Raw genomic sequence first — 18,287 nt, 5'->3', positions numbered from 1 at the left:
CGAATGGCTCGAATCCGGCGCTGGCGCCCGCTACCAGGCCTTGGCGTCTGGATAGGCCCGTGCCAAGAACTGCATCTCCGCCAGCAGGAAGCCCAGGTGTTCGGTGTGGTGCCCGACCTTGCCACCGCTGTACATCCAGGCGTCGTCGCCCGGGTGGCTCAGGGTGGCTTCATCGAGCACTCGGGTGACGGTGTCGTGCCAGCACTCGGCCAGTGTCTCGGCGCGGGGAGCGATGCCGGCAGCCTCCATCGCAGAGTCGACCTCGTCGTAGCGGGTCATCTCACCGCTGAAGCGCCACAGGGTATCGATGGCGCGCTGCATGCGCTGGTGGCTCTCGTTGGTGCCGTCGCCGAGGCGGATCACCCAGGCGCTGGAACGGCGCAGGTGATAGGTCGCTTCCTTGAGCGACTTGGCGGCGATCTCGCTCACGCGCTTGTCTGTGGACCGGGCCAATGCGTCGAGCATCGGCACGTGCCAGGCATCGAACAGGAACTGTCGCGCCATGGTATCGGCGAAGTCGCCGTTGGGCTGCTCCACCAACAGCAGGTTGCGCAGCTCACTGGCGTCTCGACGAAACGCCAAGTCATCGGCATCGCGACCGTCGGCGTTCAGTTCGGCGATGTAGTCGAGCCAGTTGCGAGCCTGGCCGAACAGGTCGAGTCCGACATTGAGCAGGCCCATTTCTTCCTCCAGGGCCGGGGCCTTGCCGCATAGTTCGGCGTGGCGTTGACCAAGAATCAGGGTCGTATCTGCCAGGCGCTGTAGATAGTCGGCGAGCGCGGCCTGGTCGGCGTTGGGGCGAGCCGCAGGGCTTGAGGATGGCATGGCGGTTTCCCTCACATGTGGCCCACTTCTTTGGGCAGGTCGTAGAAGGAGGCGTGGCGGTAGACCTTGTCGTTGGACGGGTCGAACAGCGGCCCCTTCTCATCGGGGGTGGAGGCGGTAATCTGTGCCGCCGGCACCACCCACAGGCTCACGCCTTCGTTGCGTCGGGTGTAGAGCTCGCGGGCGTTCTCCAATGCCATCTTCGGGTCGGCGGCATGGATGCTGCCGACATGCTTGTGGTTCAGGCCGTGCTTGGAGCGCACGAAGACTTCGTACAGGGGCCAGTCAGCCATGGGGCTTCCTCGCAGGTGGTGGGTGATGGGGCATTCGTTGCGCGTCAGGCGGCGTGCTGGCGGCCTCGACGCTTCGCGGCGTGAACACGGGCGGCCTCGCGCACCCAGGCGCCGTCGTCGATGGCGCGGCGACGGGCACTGACCCGCTCCGCGTTACAGGGCCCGTCGCCCTTGACCACGTCAAAGAACTCCTGCCAGTCGATCTCGCCGAACTCCCAATGCTCGGTCTGGGCGTTGAAGCGCAGATCTGGATCCGGCGCACGACAGCCGAGCAGTTCGAGCTGAGGGACGGTCTGGTCGAGGAAGCGCTGGCGCAGTTCGTCGTTGCTGTGGCGCTTGATCTTCCAGGCCATGGACTGGGCGCTGTTCGGTGACTTGTCATCCGACGGGCCAAACATCATCAGGGCGGGCCACCAGAAGCGGTTGATGGAGTCCTGGACCATGGTCTTCTGGGCCTTGGTGCCTTCCTGCATCAGGGTCAGCAGAATCTGGTAGCCCTGGCGCTGGTGGAAGCTCTCTTCCTTGCAGACACGGATCATCGCGCGGGAATAGGGGCCATAGGAGGTCCGCTGCAGGGGAACCTGATTGACGATGGCGGCGCCGTCGACCAGCCAGCCGATGGTACCCATGTCGGCCCAGTTCAGGGTCGGGTAGTTGAAGATGCTCGAGTACTTGGCGCGGCCGTCGTGGAGCTTGTCGATTTCTTCGTCGCGATCGGCGCCGAGGGTCTCCATGGCGCTGTACAGGTAGAGGCCGTGACCGGCTTCGTCCTGGATCTTGGCCATCAGCTGCAGTTTGCGCTTGAGCGTCGGTGCCCGGGTCAGCCAGTTGCCTTCCGGGAGCATCCCGACCACCTCCGAATGGGCGTGCTGGGAGATCTGGCGCACCAGGGTCTTGCGGTAGGCGTCGGGCATCCAGTCCTTGGGCTCGATCTTGATCTCGTCATCGATACGCTGCTGGAATTCGCGCTCCTCTGGGCTCATCTCCTCGAGGGTCTTGAGCCGCTTGCTGCCGGTTTCCACGAGCTGGGCGTACATGGTGTCCTCCTCGTCATGGACGCCTGGTAGCGGCGACCATCAATAGTGTCCAGTATAATGACACACGATATGCTATCAATATAAAATTTGGTGTGTCAGTTTATACCTTGGTCGCGGCGGGTGCTGACTGGCGCCATAAAATGCGGGATCAAGGCTTTTTTTGCCTGTTAAGGCCGAATTGTGACTGGCCGGGATCTGTCGTCTGGTCGGATGCAGATGGCGGTTAGCAGGATTTTTGTAAGCGTTGATCGAAATTTTTATATGGATCTTGTATCACGATACTTGGCGCCTGCAGCGGGCAATGCCCTCGGTCGCTGCACCGTCGTGGCACCGTCTCGGCACCGTCTCGGCACTGTCTCGGCACCGTCTCGGCACTGTCTCGGCACGAGGGAAGACGAGAAGACGACTGGGCGCGACAGCGCGGTGTCGCGCCCAGGGCTGGTCGGGGTTAGCGCAGGTCTTTGACCCGCCTGGCCTTGCCGACGGAGCGCATGACCTGATCGCGAGAGCACACCTCGATGTCGGTCGAGATGCCGATGTGGGTCTTGATGGCGTGACGCAACTCGTTCTGCAGGCGATCGCAGGCACTGGGGTCAAGGGCGATGTCGTCGTTTGCCGCCTCGACCCGCACCAGCACCATGTCCAGGTTGCCATCCCGGCGCACTTCGATCTCGTAGTGGGGCGAGAGTGCGTTGATCTTCAACAGTTGCTCCTCGATCTGGGTCGGGAACACGTTGACGCCGCGGATGATCAGCATGTCGTCGCTGCGCCCGGTGATCTTGTCGATGCGGCGCATGGGGCGGGCGGTACCAGGCAGCAGTCGGGTCAGGTCCCGGGTGCGGTAGCGAATCACCGGCATTGCTTCCTTGGTCAGGGTCGTGAACACCAATTCGCCGTACTCGCCGTCCGGCAACACCTCGCCGCTGACCGGGTCGATGATCTCGGGGTAGAAGTGGTCTTCCCAGAGGGTCGGGCCATCCTTGGTCTCGAGGCACTCCATGCCCACTCCGGGCCCCATGACCTCGGACAGTCCGTAGATATCGAGGGCGTCGATGCCGAGGCGGCGTTCGAGGTTCTCGCGCATGCAATCGGTCCAGGGCTCGGCACCGAAGATGCCGGTGCGCAGGGGCAGCGTCCGGGGATCGATGCCCTGACGCTCTATCTCGTCGGCGAGGGTGAGCATGTAGGAGGGCGTGACCATGATGATCTCGGGGCCGAAGTCGCGGATCAGCTGTACTTGCTTCTCTGTCTGGCCGCCGGACATCGGGATGACCGCACAACCGAGTCGCTCGGCGCCGTAGTGGGCGCCCAAGCCGCCGGTGAACAGGCCATAGCCGTAGGCGACATGAATCTTGTCGTTGCGTGAGCCGCCGGCGGCCCGGATCGAGCGCGCCACGACATCGGCCCAGGTGTCGATATCGTTCTGGGTGTAGCCGACCACGGTGGGCTGGCCGGTGGTGCCGCTCGAGGCATGGATGCGCACGACGTCACTCATGGGGGTGGCGAGCATGCCGAAGGGATAGTTGTCGCGCAGATCCGCCTTGGTGGTGAAGGGAAGGCGGGCAAGATCTTCCAGGCGGGTGATGTCGCCTGGGTGGATGCCGGCGTCATCGAAGCGGCGGCGGTAGTGGGGCACGTTGTCGTAGGCATGCTTGAGGCTCCAGCGCAGGCGCTTGAGCTGGGTGTTGCGCAGTTCATCGATGCTGGCGGTCTCGATGGCTTCGAGTTCCGGGCTGGTGAGGCGTTCGGCGGTCAGGGTCATGGCAGGCTCCAATGCGATCTTGTTGTCGTGATAAGCCGTTTTGCTGGCCAGTCTGTCTGGCAACAGCGTCAGGGGGTGAAGCCGAGAGCCGGCGATGCTCGGTGTGGGGGGCAATCTGCCGGCGTCCCGTTGGCGTCGCACCTGTGTGCGGGGTGCTACAGACGTTCGATAATCATCGCGATGCCCTGGCCCACGCCTATGCACATGGTGCAAAGGGCGTAGCGGCCCTGGCGCCGCTCCAGTTCGTGCAGCGCCGTGGTTACCAGTCGCGCGCCGCTCATGCCTAATGGGTGTCCCAGGGCGATGGCGCCGCCGTTGGGGTTGACGTGCTCGGCGTCGTCGGCGAGGCCCAGTTCGCGCATCACCGCGAGTGCCTGGGCGGCGAAGGCTTCGTTGAGCTCGATGACGTCCATCTGGTTAAGGCGCAGGCCGGTCTGGGCGAGTACCTTGCGTGTCGCAGGCGCCGGCCCGAAGCCCATGATCCGCGGGGCGACGCCGGCGGTGGCCATGCCGAGCACTCGGGCGCGCGGCGTGAGCCCGTGCTGGCGGGCGGCGTCGGCGGAGGCCATCAAGAGTGCACAGGCGCCGTCATTGACACCGGAGGCGTTGCCGGCGGTGACGCTGCCGCCCTGGCGAAACGGCGTCGGTAAGGACGCCAGTTGCTCGAGGGTCGTGGCCGGGCGGGGGTGCTCATCGTGCTCGACCACCAGATCGTCGGCCTTGCGCCGAGGCACCCGCACCGCGACGATCTCGTCGCCCAGGCGTCCGGCTTCCTGGGCGGCGGCGGTACGGCGCTGGCTTCGCAGGGCGAAGGCGTCCTGGTCGGCGCGAGCCACCTTGAACCGTTCGGCAACGTTCTCGGCGGTCTCGGGCATCGAATCGATGCCATACTCGGCCTCGAGGCGGCGATTGACGAAGCGCCAGCCGATGGTGGTGTCATGCATCTGGTTGGTTCGGCTGAAGGCCTGCTCAGCCTTGGCGACGACAAAGGGCGCGCGTGACATGGATTCCACGCCGCCAGCCACGGCAAGGCCCAGATCACCGCAACGCAAGGCGCGGGCGGCATTGCCGATGGCATCCATACCCGAGCCGCACAGCCGGTTCAGGGTCGTGCCCGGAACCTCCACCGGCAGTCCGGCCAGCAGCGCCGACATGCGAGCCACGTTGCGGTTGTCTTCGCCGGCCTGGTTGGCGCAGCCATAGAAGACATCGTCGATCCGGCGCCAGTCGAGATCGGGGTGGCGCTCGAGCAGTGCGCGTATCGGCACCGCGCCGAGGTCGTCGGCCCGCACCGCGGCCAGGGCACCGCCGTAGCGGCCGATGGGGGTGCGTAGCGCGTCGATGATCAGGGCCTGGCTCATGAGCTTGCTCCCGGCTGGCGAACGCTACCGCGAAGGCGGTGAGAGCGTCCGCGAAACAGGGCGACCGGCTCGCCATTCTGGCGGCTCAGAGTGATGTCGTAGAGCCCCGTGCGGCCCCGGCGGCTACGCTCTATGGCGCTGGCGGTGAGTTCGTCGCCGAGTTGCGCCGGGGCGAGATAGTCGATGCTGCAGCCGGCGGCGACGGTGGCTTCGTCGTAGCTGTTGCAGGCGAAGGCGAAGGCCGAGTCGGCCAGGGTGAAGAGCAAGCCTCCGTGGCAGTTGCCGTGGCCCTGGAGCATGTCCTCGCGCACCGTCATCGCCAGCACGGCGCGTCCCGGGCCTACCTCGACAAGGCGCATGCCGAGCGCTTGGCTGGCCTGGTCGCGGGCGAACATGGCCTCGGCGCAGGCCTCGGCCAGAGCCTGGGGGCCAAGGTCGTGGCAGGCGGGCATCGAGTCGGCCCTAGTGATGGGGGGCGTTGTCGGCGTGGTGGGCGTCGTGCCGGCCCTATCGGGGCGCGCGTTATTAGCTGGCATGGCGGTTCTCCGTGGTCGAAGGCCGGGCGTCTGCGCTGGGCCAAAGGGGGGTAAGGGCGCGCTGGCGCAGCAGGAAGGACGGGCGGTAGCGGGGCTCGCCATAGCTTTGTTGCAGATGGCTCAGGCAGGCATGGACGAAGGGCAGGCCGAGGCGTTCTGCCCAGTCCAATGGCCCCACGGGGTAGTTCACGCCGAAGCGCATGGCGCGATCGATATCGGCCTGGCTGGCGACGCCGGTGTGCAAGGCGTCGAAGGCTTCGTTGGCGAGCATGGTGACGCTGCGCAACACGACGAGGCCGGGAATGTCGTCGAGCCAGGCGACGTCCAGTTCCAGGCGCTGGAGGAGCGCCGTCGCCAGGCGTCGCTGGGCGTCGGTGGTGGCATGGCTGGCAGCGAGGCCAATGCTGCTGGCGCTTTCATAGTCGTGGCACAGGTCGAGCAACACCAGGGCAGTCAGGCCCTCGTCGCGGGCGCACTCGCTGGCACTGCGGCCATCGCAAAGCCTCAGGCGCAATTCCCCCAGTCGCAGTTCCAGGTGGGGCTGGCAGGGGGCGAGTGAGTCCCCGTTATTCTGCGCTGAATCGCTGTATCTGATGACATCGACACCGGCAGCGTCGGCGCGCCGAACCAGCCCCTCCAGGGGGCCGCCGGTGCCCATGACCTGCAGCCCGGGTAGCGCAACCTGCACCTTAGGTGCCAGGGCTGGCCGTGGGGCGCGGGCCTCGGGGCGATAGTCGAAAAAGCCCTGGCCGCTCTTGCGCCCGAGGCGTCCGGCCTCGACCAGAGCCTGCTGGGTCAGTGACGGGGTGAAACGCGGGTCACCGTAGTAGGCATCGAAGACCGATCGGGTGACCGCGTAGTTGACGTCTTGGCCGATCAGGTCCATCAGCTCGAACGGGCCCATGGCGAAGCCACCGGCACCCCGCATCAGGTGGTCCAGGGTGGCGGCGTCCGTCGCGCCTTCCTCGAGCAGGCGCAGGCCCTCGGCGTAGAAGGGGCGAGCCACGCGATTGACGATGAAGCCAGGCGTCGAGCGAGCCTTGACCGCGACCTTGCCCCAGTGCTCGGCGGTGGCGACAAGAATCGCGGCCGTGTCATCGCCGGTGGCGAGCCCCGATACGACCTCGACCAGCTTCATGACCGGCGCCGGATTGAAGAAGTGCAGGCCGGCGATGCGCTCGGGGTGTTCGATACCGGCGGCGATGGCCGTGATCGACAGCGATGAGGTGTTGCTGGCCAGTAGCGCGTCAGGGCCGCAGATCTCCGCTAGGCGTTGGAACAGCTGGCGTTTGATCGGCAGGTCCTCCACCACCGCCTCGATCACCAGCCGGCAGTCGGCGAGAGCGTCGATGTCTGCGCTGGGGACCAGGCGCTCGAGGACCGCGGCGGCCTCCTCGGCCGGCATCTTGCCCTTGTCGACGCGTCGCTCCAGGGCCTTGCGCACACCTTCCTTGCCGTCATCGGCCGCGCCCTCGCGCTTGTCGTACAGCTTGACCCGATGGCCGGCCTGGGCCGCCACCTGGGCGATACCGGCGCCCATGGCTCCGGCGCCGATAACTCCGACCACCGCGCCGAGATCGAGCGGTTTGGCGGGAGTCTTGGAGGGCGTGGAGGAGGCGATAGCGGGCGCGTTGACGGGGGCCATGGGGCTCTCCTGTGGTGCGGTGAGGATCATTTACCGGAAAACACCGGTGCACGTTTTTCCATGAAGGCGTTGACGCCCTCGCGGTAGTCGTCGCTGCGTCCGGCGAGGCGCTGGAAGTCGCGTTCGAGATCGAGTTGCTGATCGAAGCTCTGCTCTTGGCTGGCGTGAAGGGCGCGCTTGATCAGCGCGAGTCCCTGGGTCGGCTGGGTGGCCAGATGGCGGGCCAGGTTCAGGGATTCGTCGGCCAGCGCCGCGTCGTCCACGCAGCGCCAGATCAGTCCCCATTGCTCGGCGTTTTCGGCGCTGAGCTTGTCGCCAAGCAGTGCCAAGCCCTTGGCCCGGGCCATGCCGACGAGGTGGGGAAGGCTCCAGGTGCCGCCGGAATCCGGCACCAGGCCGAGTCGGCAGAAGGCCTGCAGGAAACTCGCCGAACGGGCCGCAAGCACGATGTCGCAGGCCAGGGCGATATTGGCGCCGGCGCCGGCGGCGACACCATTCACCGCGCAGACTACCGGCATCGGCAGAGCCCTCAGGGTGCGCAGCATCGGGTTGTAGCGTGTCTCCAGGGATTCGCCGAGGTCGGGGGCGCCATCGCCGGGGGATACCTGACGATCCGCCAGGTCCTGGCCTGCACAGAAGCCTCGACCGTTGCCGGTGATCAGCAGGCAGCGCACCGATGCATCGGCCTGGACGTCCTTCAGCGCCTTGGCCATAGCCTCGTGCATCTCGCCGTTGAAGCTGTTGAGTCGTTCGGGGCGGTTCAGGGTCAGGCGCGCCAGGCCATCTTCCACGCGGTAGAGAACAGTGGCTTCACTCATGTTGCGGTCCTTGTGATATCGGTCTTGCAGGCGGAGGGGGCGAGAAGCGGGGCATGCTCAGGGGCGGCCGGCGATCAGCGCCCCAGAAACCTTGCCGCACGCTTGTCGTGGAAGGCGGCAATGCCCTCGTCGCGGTCCTGGGTGCCCGCCAGCACGGTAAAGGCATGGCGTTCGAAGCGCAGGCCCGTGGCCAGGTCGGTGTCGCCGGCCTTGGCCAGGGCCTCCTTGGCCAGGCGTACGGCGAGCGGTGCCTGGGCGGCGACGGTCTCGGCGATGGCGGTGGCACGCTCGAGGGTCAGTTCCGGTGGGGTGATCTCGCTGACCAGGCCGGCCGCCAGGGCGCGACCTGCGTCTATCGCCTCGCCGGTCAGAACCATCTGGCTCGCCAGCGACTTGCCGACCGCGCGCACAAGGCGCTGGGTGCCGCCAGCGCCGGGCATGATGCCGAGGCGAATCTCGGGTTGGCCGAAGCGCGCGGTGTCGGCGGCGATGATGATGTCGGCGTGCATGGCCAGCTCACAGCCCCCGCCGAGTGCGTAGCCGTTGACCGCGGCAATGATCGGCTTGGGGAAGTCGGCGATGGCTTGCCAGTGACGCTGGCGTGGATCGTTGAGCATGCCGACCAGGTCTCGTTCGGCCATTTCCTTGATGTCGGCGCCGGCGGCGAAAGCACGCTGGTCGCCGGTCAGCACCACCGCACCCACCTTGTCGTCGGTGGCCGCGGCGGCGAGCGCCTCGGCGATGGCGCGCAGCAAGGTGGTGGTGAGCGCGTTGCGGGCCTCGGGGCGATTCAGTGTCAGGCGCAGTACGCCGCGCTCGGGGCCGTCGATGATCAGGGGGTGGCTCATGGCGAATCTCTTGTTGGGGCGCTCTCTGGCGGAGGCCTGTGTCTTAGCGTTTGTCGCAAGTGCTGTGTCTTCGGTTAGCCGCAGGCGCTGGGTCTTCGGGCAGCCGCAGGCGCTGTGGTTTCGGGCAGCCGCAGGCGCTGTGGTTTCGGGCAGCCGCAGGCGCTGTCTTCGGATAGCCGCAGGCGCTCGGCGTATCTGCGTTGTCGTCCCTTGCCGTCCTGGACAGTGACCGGTGAGGAGAGGGCGCAAGGCTTTCGCGATACGAGGAAAAGTATAATCATGATATGACACAGATCAAATTTGATATTTTCGGCTATTGTGTCGTTTTTTGGTGGTCAATGAAAAATAGTGTTAAAAAACAATGGTAAGAAAGGTATGTGTCGTGCCGTTGCGGCAGACTAGACCATGGTCTTAGGTAGCGTGTTTTTAACTCAACTTTTGGCGTTATCTCTTTGTAATATAACATTATTATGTTGATTTGCTGCGAAAAGGAATGAGTTTTCGGTTCTGTGTCTGGTTCGGAAGCGTTTGATGAACCGTTACGCTATGTGTAGCATTTTTGTTCCATAGGGTATCAAAAATAGCTTCCTTCTCCCCTGTATCAGGAGCCGTGCCATGTCCTCCGTTGCCCAACAGATGTTCCAGCGTCACCGTGAGACCCTCGACCAGGCCTTGGCGGCCATTGCCGATCGCGGCTTCTGGACGCCCTATCCCGAAAGCCTCAAGCAGTACCCCGATGATGCCGTGAAGGGAGCACCGCAGCGGTTCGAACAGATGCTACGAAAGCCCTTCGCGCTATCGTTGCCAGGCGGTGTCGACAGCGGTGAGTCGGTGGGGGAGGAGGTCTCGCCTTACGGCTTCGAACTTGGTGTGAGCTATGCGCGGCCCGATGCCGATGCGCTGGTGTCGGCCATGGGGTCGGTGCTGCCCGAGTGGCGTGATGCCGGCGTCGAGGCGCGGGTGGGGGTCTGCCTGGAGATCCTGGCGCGTCTCAATGCCTTGAGCCCCGATATTGCCCAGGCGGTCATGCACACCAGTGGGCAGGCGCCGATGATGGCGTTTCAGGCCGGTGGTCCGCACGCTCAGGATCGTGGGCTGGAGGCGGTCACCTACGCCTGGCAGGCGATGTCTCAGGTGCCGAGCCAGGCGCGTTGGGAGAAGCCCCAGGGCAAGCATGGCCCCCTGGTGCTGGACAAGCGTTATCACATCGTGCCGCGCGGTGTGTCGCTGGTGGTGGCCTGTTCCACCTTTCCTACCTGGAACACCTATCCGGGCCTATTTGCGAGCCTTGCCACCGGCAACCCGGTGCTGGTCAAGGCCCATCCGGGGGCGGTGCTGCCGGTGGCGATGACGGTGAAGGTGGCCCAGGAGGTGCTGGCGGAGGCCGGCTTCTCGCCCTGGATCGTCAGCCTGGTGCCCGACTCCCAAGCGGCGCCGGTGACCAAGCGCCTGGCGCTCGACTCGGCGGTCAAGCTGATCGACTTCACCGGCTCCAGCGCCTTCGGCAACTGGCTCGAGGACAATGCCCGTCAGGCGCGGGTGTATAGCGAAAAGTCCGGGATCAACAGCGTGATCATCGACAGTGTCGATAACCTCAAGGCGGTGACCCAGAACCTGGCCTTTACCTTGAGCCTCTACTCGGGGCAGATGTGTACTACGACCCAGGCGATCTATGTGCCCAAGGGCGGCATCCAGACGTCGGAAGGTCATGTCGGTTTTGACGAGGTGGCCGCCGCCATTGCCACGGCGGTGGAGAAGTTTCTGTCCGACAATGACCGTGCCTGCGCCGTGCTCGGCGCCATCCAGTCCTGCGCCACCGAAGAGCGCATCGCCGCGAGTCGCGCCCTCGGCGAGGTGGTCCTCGACAGCGAGGCCAGGGTGCACGCTCAGTTCCCCAAGGCCAGGGTGCACACGCCACTGCTGCTGAAGGTCGATGGCGACAACAAGGCCGCCTATCGCGAGGAGCGCTTCGGCCCGATTTCGTTCATCGTCGCGACCGAGGATACCGATCACAGCATGGCTCTGGCCCGGGAGGTCATTTCCGAGCAGGGCGCCATCACCCTTGGCGCCTATACCACCGAAGAGGCCGTCGCGGAGCGTTTCGAACGCCTGGCCATGGACGTCGCCGTGCCGCTGTCGCTGAACATGGATGGCGGTGTGTTCGTCAACCAGTCGGCGGCCTTCAGTGACTTCCATGCCACCGGGGGGAATCCGGCGGCCAATGCCTCACTGTCGAACCTGGCCTTCGTCGCCGACCGCTTCGTCGTCGTCCAGAGTCGTCGTCACCACACCGCGGCCTGAGGAGGTTTGCCATGCCCTGCTATCGCCTGGAAGGCGTGACCCCGGTGGTCCACCAAAGCGCCTACGTTCACCCCACGGCGGTGTTGATCGGCGACGTGATCGTCGGTCCGCGGTGTTACGTCGGACCCGGCGCGGTCATGCGTGGTGATTTCGGTCGCCTGGAGCTGGAGGAAGGAGCCAACCTGCAGGATACCTGTGTCATGCACGGCTTTCCCGGGGGTGTCACTCGGGTCGAGCGTGATGGTCATATCGGCCACGGTGCGGTGCTGCATGGCTGCGTTATCGGGCGTGATGCCATGGTCGGCATGAATGCCGTGGTGATGGACGAGGCCCACGTCGCAGAGCGTTCTATCGTGGCGGCGGCGGCCTTCGTCAAGACCGGCTTTCGATGTGAGCCGCAGTCGTTGGTGATGGGCTCACCGGCGCGGGTTCGCCGGGCGCTGTCGGATCAGGAAGTGGCCTGGAAGCGGCGCGGCACACGCGAGTATCAGCGCCTGGTGGAACGCAGTCGTGATCATCTCGAGGCCTGCGAGCCACTGGCGGAGCAGGAGCCAGGCCGGCCGCGACTCAACGCTGGCGACAGCCTGCCCAAGCAGCAGGCCTTGGCCCAGGAGCTGAGTCCATGAACCAGTCGCCTTTGAGGGATGGGTCTTTTTCGATGATCGAGGCCTGGGTCGAGAGCGGGGTCGGCGTGATTCGGCTGCATCGCCCCGACGCCCACAACGCACTCTGTGACCAGTTACTGGTGGAGCTTGGCTTGGCGCTGGATGCTTTTGAGCGGCGTGCCTGGACTGTTCATGACGCGCCTGGTCGTGGAGAGCCTGCCGGTGGAGAGGCCGAGGGTGACCTTGTTGGCCACGGTGAAGACGGCGCCGTCGCTGGGCAGAGCATCGGGGCGGTGATCATCACCGGTGGCGGCAAGGTGTTCGCCGCCGGCGCCGACATCGGCGAGATGGCCGGCCGCGATCATGCTTCGCTCTATGCCGACGACTATCCGTTCGAACGCAGTCGCGGCTTCGAGCGCCTGGAGCGCTGCCGGCTGCCGGTGATCGCCGCAGTGTCGGGCCTGGCGCTGGGCGGCGGGTGCGAGCTTGCCATGGCCTGTGACATCCTGCTCGCGAGTGACAGTGCCCGTTTCGGCCAGCCCGAGATCAAGCTGGGTACCATGCCGGGGGCCGGCGGGACCCAGCGCCTGGTCCGTGCCATCGGCAAGGCCAAGGCCATGGAGCTATGCCTGACCGGGCGCACCATGGATGCCCTGGAAGCCGAGCGTGCTGGACTGGTCGCCCGTGTCGTGCCCAACGGCGAGTTGATGGCCGAGGCGATGAAGGTGGCGGGAGTCATTGCTCGCCACTCCAGGCCCGCGGTGATGCGCATACGCGAGTCGATCGATCAGGCCTTCGAGACTGGTCTGGCTGCCGGTCTGGTGCACGAGCGGCGAGCCTTCCAGGCGACCTTCGACTTCGCCGATCGGCGCGAGGGCATGGCGGCCTTCGCCGAGAAGCGTGCGGCAGTCTTCGTGCATCGTTGATGCGACTTGGCAGTGACAGGCGGCTCCCAGATACAACGAGCCCCGGGCCGTCTGGTCCGGGGCTTGTAGCAACTGGCAGGCAATTCGGTACTACTGAGGCTTGGGTGTGCCTGTCAGAACGTACGTGCCGGGGTGGCGCAACTGACCAGGCGGCAAGGGGTCTTGCCGGGGTTGCGAAAGCGGTGGGGCACGTTGGTGTCGAAGTAGTAGGCTTCGCCTGCCGTCAGCACCCGTGATTCGGCGCCGATGGTGATCTCGATTTCCCCCTCGAGCACCACGCCCGCTTCCTCGCCCTGGTGGGCGATCATCTCGCGGCCGGTGTCGGTGCCGGGCGGGTAGGTCTCGACCATGAACGACAGCGCCCGGGTCTCGCGGTTGGCTCCGATCAACTTGAACATCACGTCGCCGCTGCCGACGTCGGTGAGCTCATCGGCGCCGTAGAAGACCTGGTTCTTGCTCTCGAGATCCATGGTGAAGAAGTCGCCGACGCTCATCGGGATGGCGTCGAGAATCTTCTTCAGCGAACTCACCGAGGGGCTGACCTTGCTCTGCTCGATCAGCGACAGGCTGGAGTGGGTCACGCCGCAGCGCTTGGCCAGCTCACGCTGGGAAATGCCGCGCAGCGTTCTCAGGGCCCGCAGACGGGCGCCGACATCGTCGGACATCGAAGCTTCCTTGAATGGATCGAAAGGCCGCCGGCGGCTGTCGCCGCCGGCCGGTTCCAGCACATTAGCGCATTGCTTCAGGGGGTGACAGCGCGCCGATGCCCTCGTGACGCTGTCACCGGCGCGCCATGCTCACGCCGGGGCTCGGCTAGCACATGGCGTCGAGCTTGTCCTTGAGCAGGGCATTGACCTGCGGCGGGTTGGCGGTGCCGCGGGAGGCCTTCATCACCTGGCCGACGAAGTAGCCGATCATCTTGCCGCGCTTGTCGGGCTCCGCGTCACGGTACTGGGCGACCTGGGCCGGACTATCGGCGATCACTCGATCGACCATGGCCTCGATGGCGCCGGTGTCGGTGACCTGCTTGAGGCCCTTGGCCTCGATGATCTCATCGGCGCTGGTCCCTTCGCTGTTCCATAGGGCCTGGAAGACCTGCTTGGCGGCCTTGCCGTTGATGGTGTCGTCGACCACGCGCGCCACCAGGGCGCCGAGCGTATCGGCACTGATCGGGCTGTCGGAGATGTCCAGGCCATCGCGGTTGAGCGCCCCGGCGAGTTCGCCCTGGACCCAGTTCGCCGCCTGCTTGGCATCGCCACAGACCTCCTTGGTGCGCTCGAAGTACTCGGCCATCTCACGGCTGGCCGACAGCACGCCGGCGTCGTAGGCCGAGAGCCCGAAGTCGTTCTGAAAGCGCGCGCGCTTGTCGGCGGGCAACTCCGGCAAGGTCTCGCGCAGGTGGTCGACGTAGGCGCAGTCGAGTACCACCGGCAGCAGGTCGGGGCAGGGGAAGTAGCGATAGTCGTTGGCTTCTTCCTTGGTGCGCATGCTGCGGGTCTCGTCGGCGTCGGGGTCGTACAGGCGGGTCTCCTGCACCACCTTGCCGCCGTCCTCGATCAGCTCGATCTGACGCTCGACCTCGAAGGCGATGGCTCGCTCGACGAAGCGGAAGGAGTTGACGTTCTTGACCTCGGCACGGGTGCCGAAGGCCTCCTGGCCCTTGGGCCGCACCGAGACGTTGACGTCGCAGCGCATGGAGCCTTCGGCCATGTTGCCGTCGGAGATGCCGAGGTAGGTGACGATGGAATGGATCGCCTTCAGGTAGGCGGCCGCCTCCTTGGCCGAGCGCATGTCCGGCTCGGAGACGATCTCCAAAAGCGGGGTCCCGGCGCGGTTCAGATCGATCCCGGTCATGCCGTGGAAGTCTTCGTGCAGTGACTTGCCGGCGTCCTCCTCGAGGTGCGCGTGGTGCACTCGAATGGCCTTGGAGGTACCGTCATCCAGGCAGATTTCGACTTCCCCCGGCCCGACGATGGGATGGTACATCTGGCTGGTCTGGTAGCCCTTGGGCAGGTCGGCGTAGAAGTAATTCTTGCGGTCGAACACCGACACCTCGGGGATCTCGGCGTGAATGCCGAGGCCGAACTTGAGCGCCATGGCCACCGCCTGCTCATTGAGCACCGGCAGCACGCCAGGCAGGCCCAGGTCGACGGCGTTGGCCTGGGTGTTGGGCTCGGCGCCGTAGGTGGTGGAGGAGCCCGAGAAGATCTTGGAGCGGGTCGCAAGCTGGACGTGAACTTCCAGCCCGATCACGGTTTCCCATTGCATCAGGCGTTCTCCTCGATGACGTCGGGGCGACGCAGGTGCCAGTCGGTGACCTGCTGGAACTGGTGGGCGACGTTCAACAGCCGCGCCTCGGCGAAGTGGGTGCCGAGAATCTGCAGGCCGATCGGGCGAGCGCCGGAGAAGCCTGCCGGAACGCTGATGCCGGGGATGCCCGCCAGGTTGATGGCGATGGTGTAGATATCCTGCAGGTACATCGACACCGGATCCTTCTTGGCGCCCAGGTCGAAGGCCGGGGTCGGCGCTGCCGGTCCCATCAGCACGTCGACTTCTTCGAAGGCGTCGAGGAAGTCCTGGCGAATCAGGCGGCGGACCTGTTGGGCCTTGGTGTAGTACGCATCGAAGAAGCCTTCGGACAGGGTGTGGGTGCCGATCAGGATGCGCCGCTTGACCTCTTCGCCGAAGCCCTCGGCGCGGGAGCGCTTGTACAGGTCGATCAGATCGGCGGGGTTGTCGCAGCGGTGACCGAAGCGCACGCCATCATAGCGCGACAGGTTGGACGATGCCTCCGCCGGGGCGATGACGTAGTAGGCCGGAATGGCGTAGGCGGTGTGCGGCAGGCTGACTTCGCGCACGCTGGCACCGAGGGCCTCGAACTCCTTGATCGCGGCGTCGATGGAGGCCGCGACGCCGGCGTCGAGGCCGTCGCCGAAGTATTCCTTGGGCAGGCCGATCTTGAGGCCGCTGAGCGGTGCGTCGAGCTCATTGGTGTAATCCGGCACGCCGCGGGCGACGCTGGTGGAATCACGCACGTCGTGACCGGCGATGACGTTCATCAGGCGGGCGCAGTCTTCGGCGCTGCGGGCCATGGGGCCGCCCTGGTCGAGGCTCGAGGCGTAGGCGATCATGCCGTAGCGCGAGACGCGTCCGTAGGTCGGCTTGAGGCCGGTGATGCCGCAGAAGGCCGCCGGCTGGCGGATCGAACCGCCGGTGTCGGTGCCCATGGCGGCGGGCACCAGGCCTGCCGCCACGGCCGCGGCGCTGCCGCCGGAGGAGCCGCCGGGGACGGCGCCGAGGTCCCAGGGGTTCTTCACCGGGCCAAAGAAGCTCGACTCGTTGGAGGAGCCCATGGCGAACTCGTCCATGTTGGTCTTGCCAAGGCTCACCGTGCCGGCGGCCTTGAGCTTCTCGACGACGGTCGCGTCGTAGGGCGAGACGAAGGTCTCGAGCATCTTCGAGCCGCAGGTGGTCTTCACCCCCTGGGTGCAGAAGATGTCCTTCAGCGCCAGGGGCGCGCCGGTCAGTGGGCCGGCAGCGCCCTTGGCGCGAGTGGCGTCGGCCTGCTCGGCGGCGCTGAGTGCCTCCTCGGCGGTTATCGTGATAAAGCTGTTGAGGCGACCGTCGAGTCGGTCGATGCGCCCGAGCAGATCCTGGGTCAGCTCGCGGCTGGAGATCGTGCCGGCGGCCAGCGCCTGAGTGATCTCGGTCAGCGTCTTGTCATGCATGGGCCTGGCTCCGTAAAGACGTGGCTCCGCCAATGGCGATGGTTCAAGCGGTAGGAGACGATGCGGGCCGGTCGCTCATTCGACGACCCGGGGCACCAGATACAGGCCATTCTCGACCTGGGGCGCGACGCTCTGGTAGCTGTCGCGCTGGTCGGTCTCGGTGACCTCGTCGGCGCGCAATCGCTGGGTGGCATCCAGGGGATGGGCCAGCGGGGCCACGCCGTCGGTGTCCAGTGACTGGAGCTGATCGACCATCGCCAGAATGCGGCCGATGTCATCGAGATAGTGGCTTGCGTCGTGTTCAGAAAGGTCGATCCGGGCCAGGTGGGCCGCGCGGAGGACCTCGGCGTGTTCGAGCGCCATGATCGTTTCCTCGAGGGAAGGGTCCGTGAAATGACCGCAGAAGGTACCACATTCGCCGCCCATCGGGCAGCTCTGTCCGGTCAACAACGGCGCGGCTTCCGCTTGCCGCTGGGGGGGGTGAGTGATACCGTTTGCGTCCGCACAGGGTTTCCGGTCTGCACTAGGTATCGTCTCCATGTTCAAACGTTTAAGAGGTGTGTTCTCCAGCGATCTGTCGATCGACCTGGGAACGGCCAATACGCTCATTTATGTGCGTCATCGCGGCATCGTGCTCGACGAGCCGTCGGTCGTCGCCATTCGGCAGTCCGGCAACATGCGCAGCGTGGCTGCGGTGGGTGCCGACGCCAAGCGTATGCTCGGTCGCACCCCCGGAAATATCACCGCGATTCGTCCGATGAAGGATGGCGTCATCGCCGACTTCACCGTGACCGAACAGATGCTGCAGTATTTTATTCGCAAGGTGCATCAGAGCACCTTCCTGACGCCGAGTCCGCGTGTCCTGGTCTGCGTGCCCTGCATGTCGACCCAGGTCGAGCGGCGCGCGATCAAGGAATCCGCCGAAGGCGCAGGCGCGCGTGAGGTGTTCCTGATCGAGGAGCCAATGGCCGCGGCCATCGGTGCGGGCCTGCCTGTCGAGGAGGCCCAGGGTTCCATGGTCGTCGATATCGGCGGCGGCACCAGCGAGATCGCGATCATCTCGCTCAATGGCGTGGTCTATTCCGAATCCATTCGCGTTGGCGGCGATCGCTTCGACGAGGCCATCAGCGCTTACGTGCGTCGCCACTATGGCAGCCTGATTGGCGAGGCCACCGCCGAGCGCATCAAGGAAGAGATCGGCTGCGCCTATCCGGGGGGGGAGCTGCGCGAGATCGACGTGCGCGGTCGTAACCTGGCCGAGGGCATTCCACGCAGCTTCACGTTGAATTCCCACGAGATCCTCGATGCACTGCAGGAGCCGTTGGGGTCCATCGTCGCGGCGGTCAAGAGCGCGCTGGAACAGTCGCCCCCGGAGCTCGCATCCGACATCGCCGAGCGCGGTCTGGTGCTGACCGGCGGTGGTGCGTTGCTGCGTGATCTGGATAAGTTGATCGCCGAGGAAACCGGCCTGCCGGTGGTGGTCGCCGACGACCCGCTGACCTGCGTGGCCCGCGGCGGTGGCAAGGCGCTTGAGATGATCGATCAGCACACCTTCGAGCTGCTCTCCAGCGATTAATCTGGCCCAGGATCTCGAGGGAGTCG

Annotated in this window: 17 protein-coding genes; 4 read left to right on the top strand and 13 right to left on the bottom strand. The window is 65.6% G+C overall.

The features are described from left to right. Positions 1 to 30: 30 nt before the first annotated feature. From paaC to paaF, 9 genes are all read right to left on the bottom strand, one after another. Complete coding sequence (paaC, locus tag ACUN9Y_RS09955; RefSeq protein ID WP_445460550.1) at positions 31 to 825, bottom strand: 1,2-phenylacetyl-CoA epoxidase subunit PaaC; 795 nt, start codon at positions 823 to 825, stop codon at positions 31 to 33. An 11-nt stretch (positions 826 to 836) separates the two neighbouring features. Beyond that, positions 837 to 1,118: a 1,2-phenylacetyl-CoA epoxidase subunit PaaB gene (gene paaB / locus ACUN9Y_RS09950; RefSeq protein WP_445460549.1), complete on the bottom strand. Its 282-nt coding sequence runs from the start codon at positions 1,116 to 1,118 to the stop codon at positions 837 to 839. A 44-nt stretch (positions 1,119 to 1,162) separates the two neighbouring features. Next, entirely contained in the window at positions 1,163 to 2,155 is a 993-nt protein-coding gene (gene paaA, locus ACUN9Y_RS09945; protein WP_445460548.1) for a 1,2-phenylacetyl-CoA epoxidase subunit PaaA, read from the bottom strand. Between the two features lie 448 nt (positions 2,156 to 2,603). After that, on the bottom strand, positions 2,604 to 3,917 hold the full coding sequence (paaK, locus tag ACUN9Y_RS09940) for a phenylacetate--CoA ligase PaaK (protein ID WP_445460547.1): 1,314 nt from the start codon (positions 3,915 to 3,917) through the stop codon (positions 2,604 to 2,606). Positions 3,918 to 4,072: 155 nt separating this feature from the next. Beyond that, positions 4,073 to 5,278, bottom strand: a complete 1,206-nt coding sequence (gene pcaF, locus ACUN9Y_RS09935; protein WP_445460546.1) for a 3-oxoadipyl-CoA thiolase — start codon at positions 5,276 to 5,278, stop codon at positions 4,073 to 4,075. Then, positions 5,275 to 5,730 carry a hydroxyphenylacetyl-CoA thioesterase PaaI gene (gene paaI, locus ACUN9Y_RS09930; protein ID WP_445460685.1) on the bottom strand — a complete coding sequence of 152 codons (456 nt, stop codon included), beginning with the start codon at positions 5,728 to 5,730 and terminating at the stop codon, positions 5,275 to 5,277. The genes pcaF and paaI overlap by 4 nt, the downstream gene beginning before the upstream one ends. Before the next feature lie 73 nt (positions 5,731 to 5,803). Continuing rightward, complete coding sequence (locus ACUN9Y_RS09925; protein WP_445460545.1) at positions 5,804 to 7,459, bottom strand: 3-hydroxyacyl-CoA dehydrogenase; 1,656 nt, start codon at positions 7,457 to 7,459, stop codon at positions 5,804 to 5,806. 26 nt (positions 7,460 to 7,485) lie between these two features. Next, positions 7,486 to 8,277: a 2-(1,2-epoxy-1,2-dihydrophenyl)acetyl-CoA isomerase PaaG gene (gene paaG / locus ACUN9Y_RS09920; RefSeq protein ID WP_445460544.1), complete on the bottom strand. Its 792-nt coding sequence runs from the start codon at positions 8,275 to 8,277 to the stop codon at positions 7,486 to 7,488. A 74-nt stretch (positions 8,278 to 8,351) separates the two neighbouring features. After that, positions 8,352 to 9,125: a 2,3-dehydroadipyl-CoA hydratase PaaF gene (gene paaF / locus ACUN9Y_RS09915; RefSeq protein ID WP_445460543.1), complete on the bottom strand. Its 774-nt coding sequence runs from the start codon at positions 9,123 to 9,125 to the stop codon at positions 8,352 to 8,354. Positions 9,126 to 9,740: 615 nt separating this feature from the next. Between paaF and paaN the strand changes: the two genes are divergently transcribed. Genes paaN through ACUN9Y_RS09900 form a run of 3 tightly spaced genes read left to right on the top strand, consistent with a single transcriptional unit; the run spans position 9,741 to position 12,957 of the window. Continuing rightward, on the top strand, positions 9,741 to 11,426 hold the full coding sequence (gene paaN / locus ACUN9Y_RS09910) for a phenylacetic acid degradation protein PaaN (RefSeq protein ID WP_445460542.1): 1,686 nt from the start codon (positions 9,741 to 9,743) through the stop codon (positions 11,424 to 11,426). Positions 11,427 to 11,437: 11 nt separating this feature from the next. Next, a complete protein-coding gene (paaY, locus tag ACUN9Y_RS09905) occupies positions 11,438 to 12,052 on the top strand; it encodes a phenylacetic acid degradation protein PaaY (RefSeq protein WP_445460541.1) in 615 nt (204 codons plus the stop codon). Beyond that, positions 12,049 to 12,957 carry an enoyl-CoA hydratase-related protein gene (locus ACUN9Y_RS09900; protein WP_445460540.1) on the top strand — a complete coding sequence of 303 codons (909 nt, stop codon included), beginning with the start codon at positions 12,049 to 12,051 and terminating at the stop codon, positions 12,955 to 12,957. Before paaY ends, ACUN9Y_RS09900 begins: the two co-directional genes overlap by 4 nt. 113 nt (positions 12,958 to 13,070) lie before the next feature. Here ACUN9Y_RS09900 and ACUN9Y_RS09895 read toward each other — a convergent pair whose 3' ends face one another. From ACUN9Y_RS09895 to gatC, 4 genes are all read right to left on the bottom strand, one after another. Next, positions 13,071 to 13,622 carry a cupin domain-containing protein gene (locus ACUN9Y_RS09895; RefSeq protein ID WP_445460539.1) on the bottom strand — a complete coding sequence of 184 codons (552 nt, stop codon included), beginning with the start codon at positions 13,620 to 13,622 and terminating at the stop codon, positions 13,071 to 13,073. Positions 13,623 to 13,770: 148 nt separating this feature from the next. Continuing rightward, positions 13,771 to 15,225 (bottom strand): Asp-tRNA(Asn)/Glu-tRNA(Gln) amidotransferase subunit GatB, encoded by a 1,455-nt coding sequence (gene gatB, locus ACUN9Y_RS09890; RefSeq protein WP_445460538.1) that lies wholly within the window; start codon positions 15,223 to 15,225, stop codon positions 13,771 to 13,773. After that, positions 15,225 to 16,685, bottom strand: coding sequence for an Asp-tRNA(Asn)/Glu-tRNA(Gln) amidotransferase subunit GatA (gene gatA / locus ACUN9Y_RS09885; RefSeq protein WP_445460537.1), 1,461 nt, complete (start codon positions 16,683 to 16,685; stop codon positions 15,225 to 15,227). The genes gatB and gatA overlap by 1 nt, the downstream gene beginning before the upstream one ends. 75 nt (positions 16,686 to 16,760) lie before the next feature. Then, positions 16,761 to 17,048 (bottom strand): Asp-tRNA(Asn)/Glu-tRNA(Gln) amidotransferase subunit GatC, encoded by a 288-nt coding sequence (gene gatC / locus ACUN9Y_RS09880; protein ID WP_445460536.1) that lies wholly within the window; start codon positions 17,046 to 17,048, stop codon positions 16,761 to 16,763. A 175-nt stretch (positions 17,049 to 17,223) separates the two neighbouring features. On the opposite strand from gatC, the gene ACUN9Y_RS09875 reads away from it, so the two are divergent. Then, positions 17,224 to 18,261 (top strand): rod shape-determining protein, encoded by a 1,038-nt coding sequence (locus tag ACUN9Y_RS09875; RefSeq protein ID WP_445460535.1) that lies wholly within the window; start codon positions 17,224 to 17,226, stop codon positions 18,259 to 18,261. The last annotated feature ends 26 nt before the right edge of the window (positions 18,262 to 18,287 follow it).

This window comes from Halomonas sp. V046 (genome assembly GCF_052645355.1).
The sequence above is the reverse complement of the archived record's forward strand: the minus strand, read 5'-3'. Positions and strand labels throughout refer to the sequence as shown.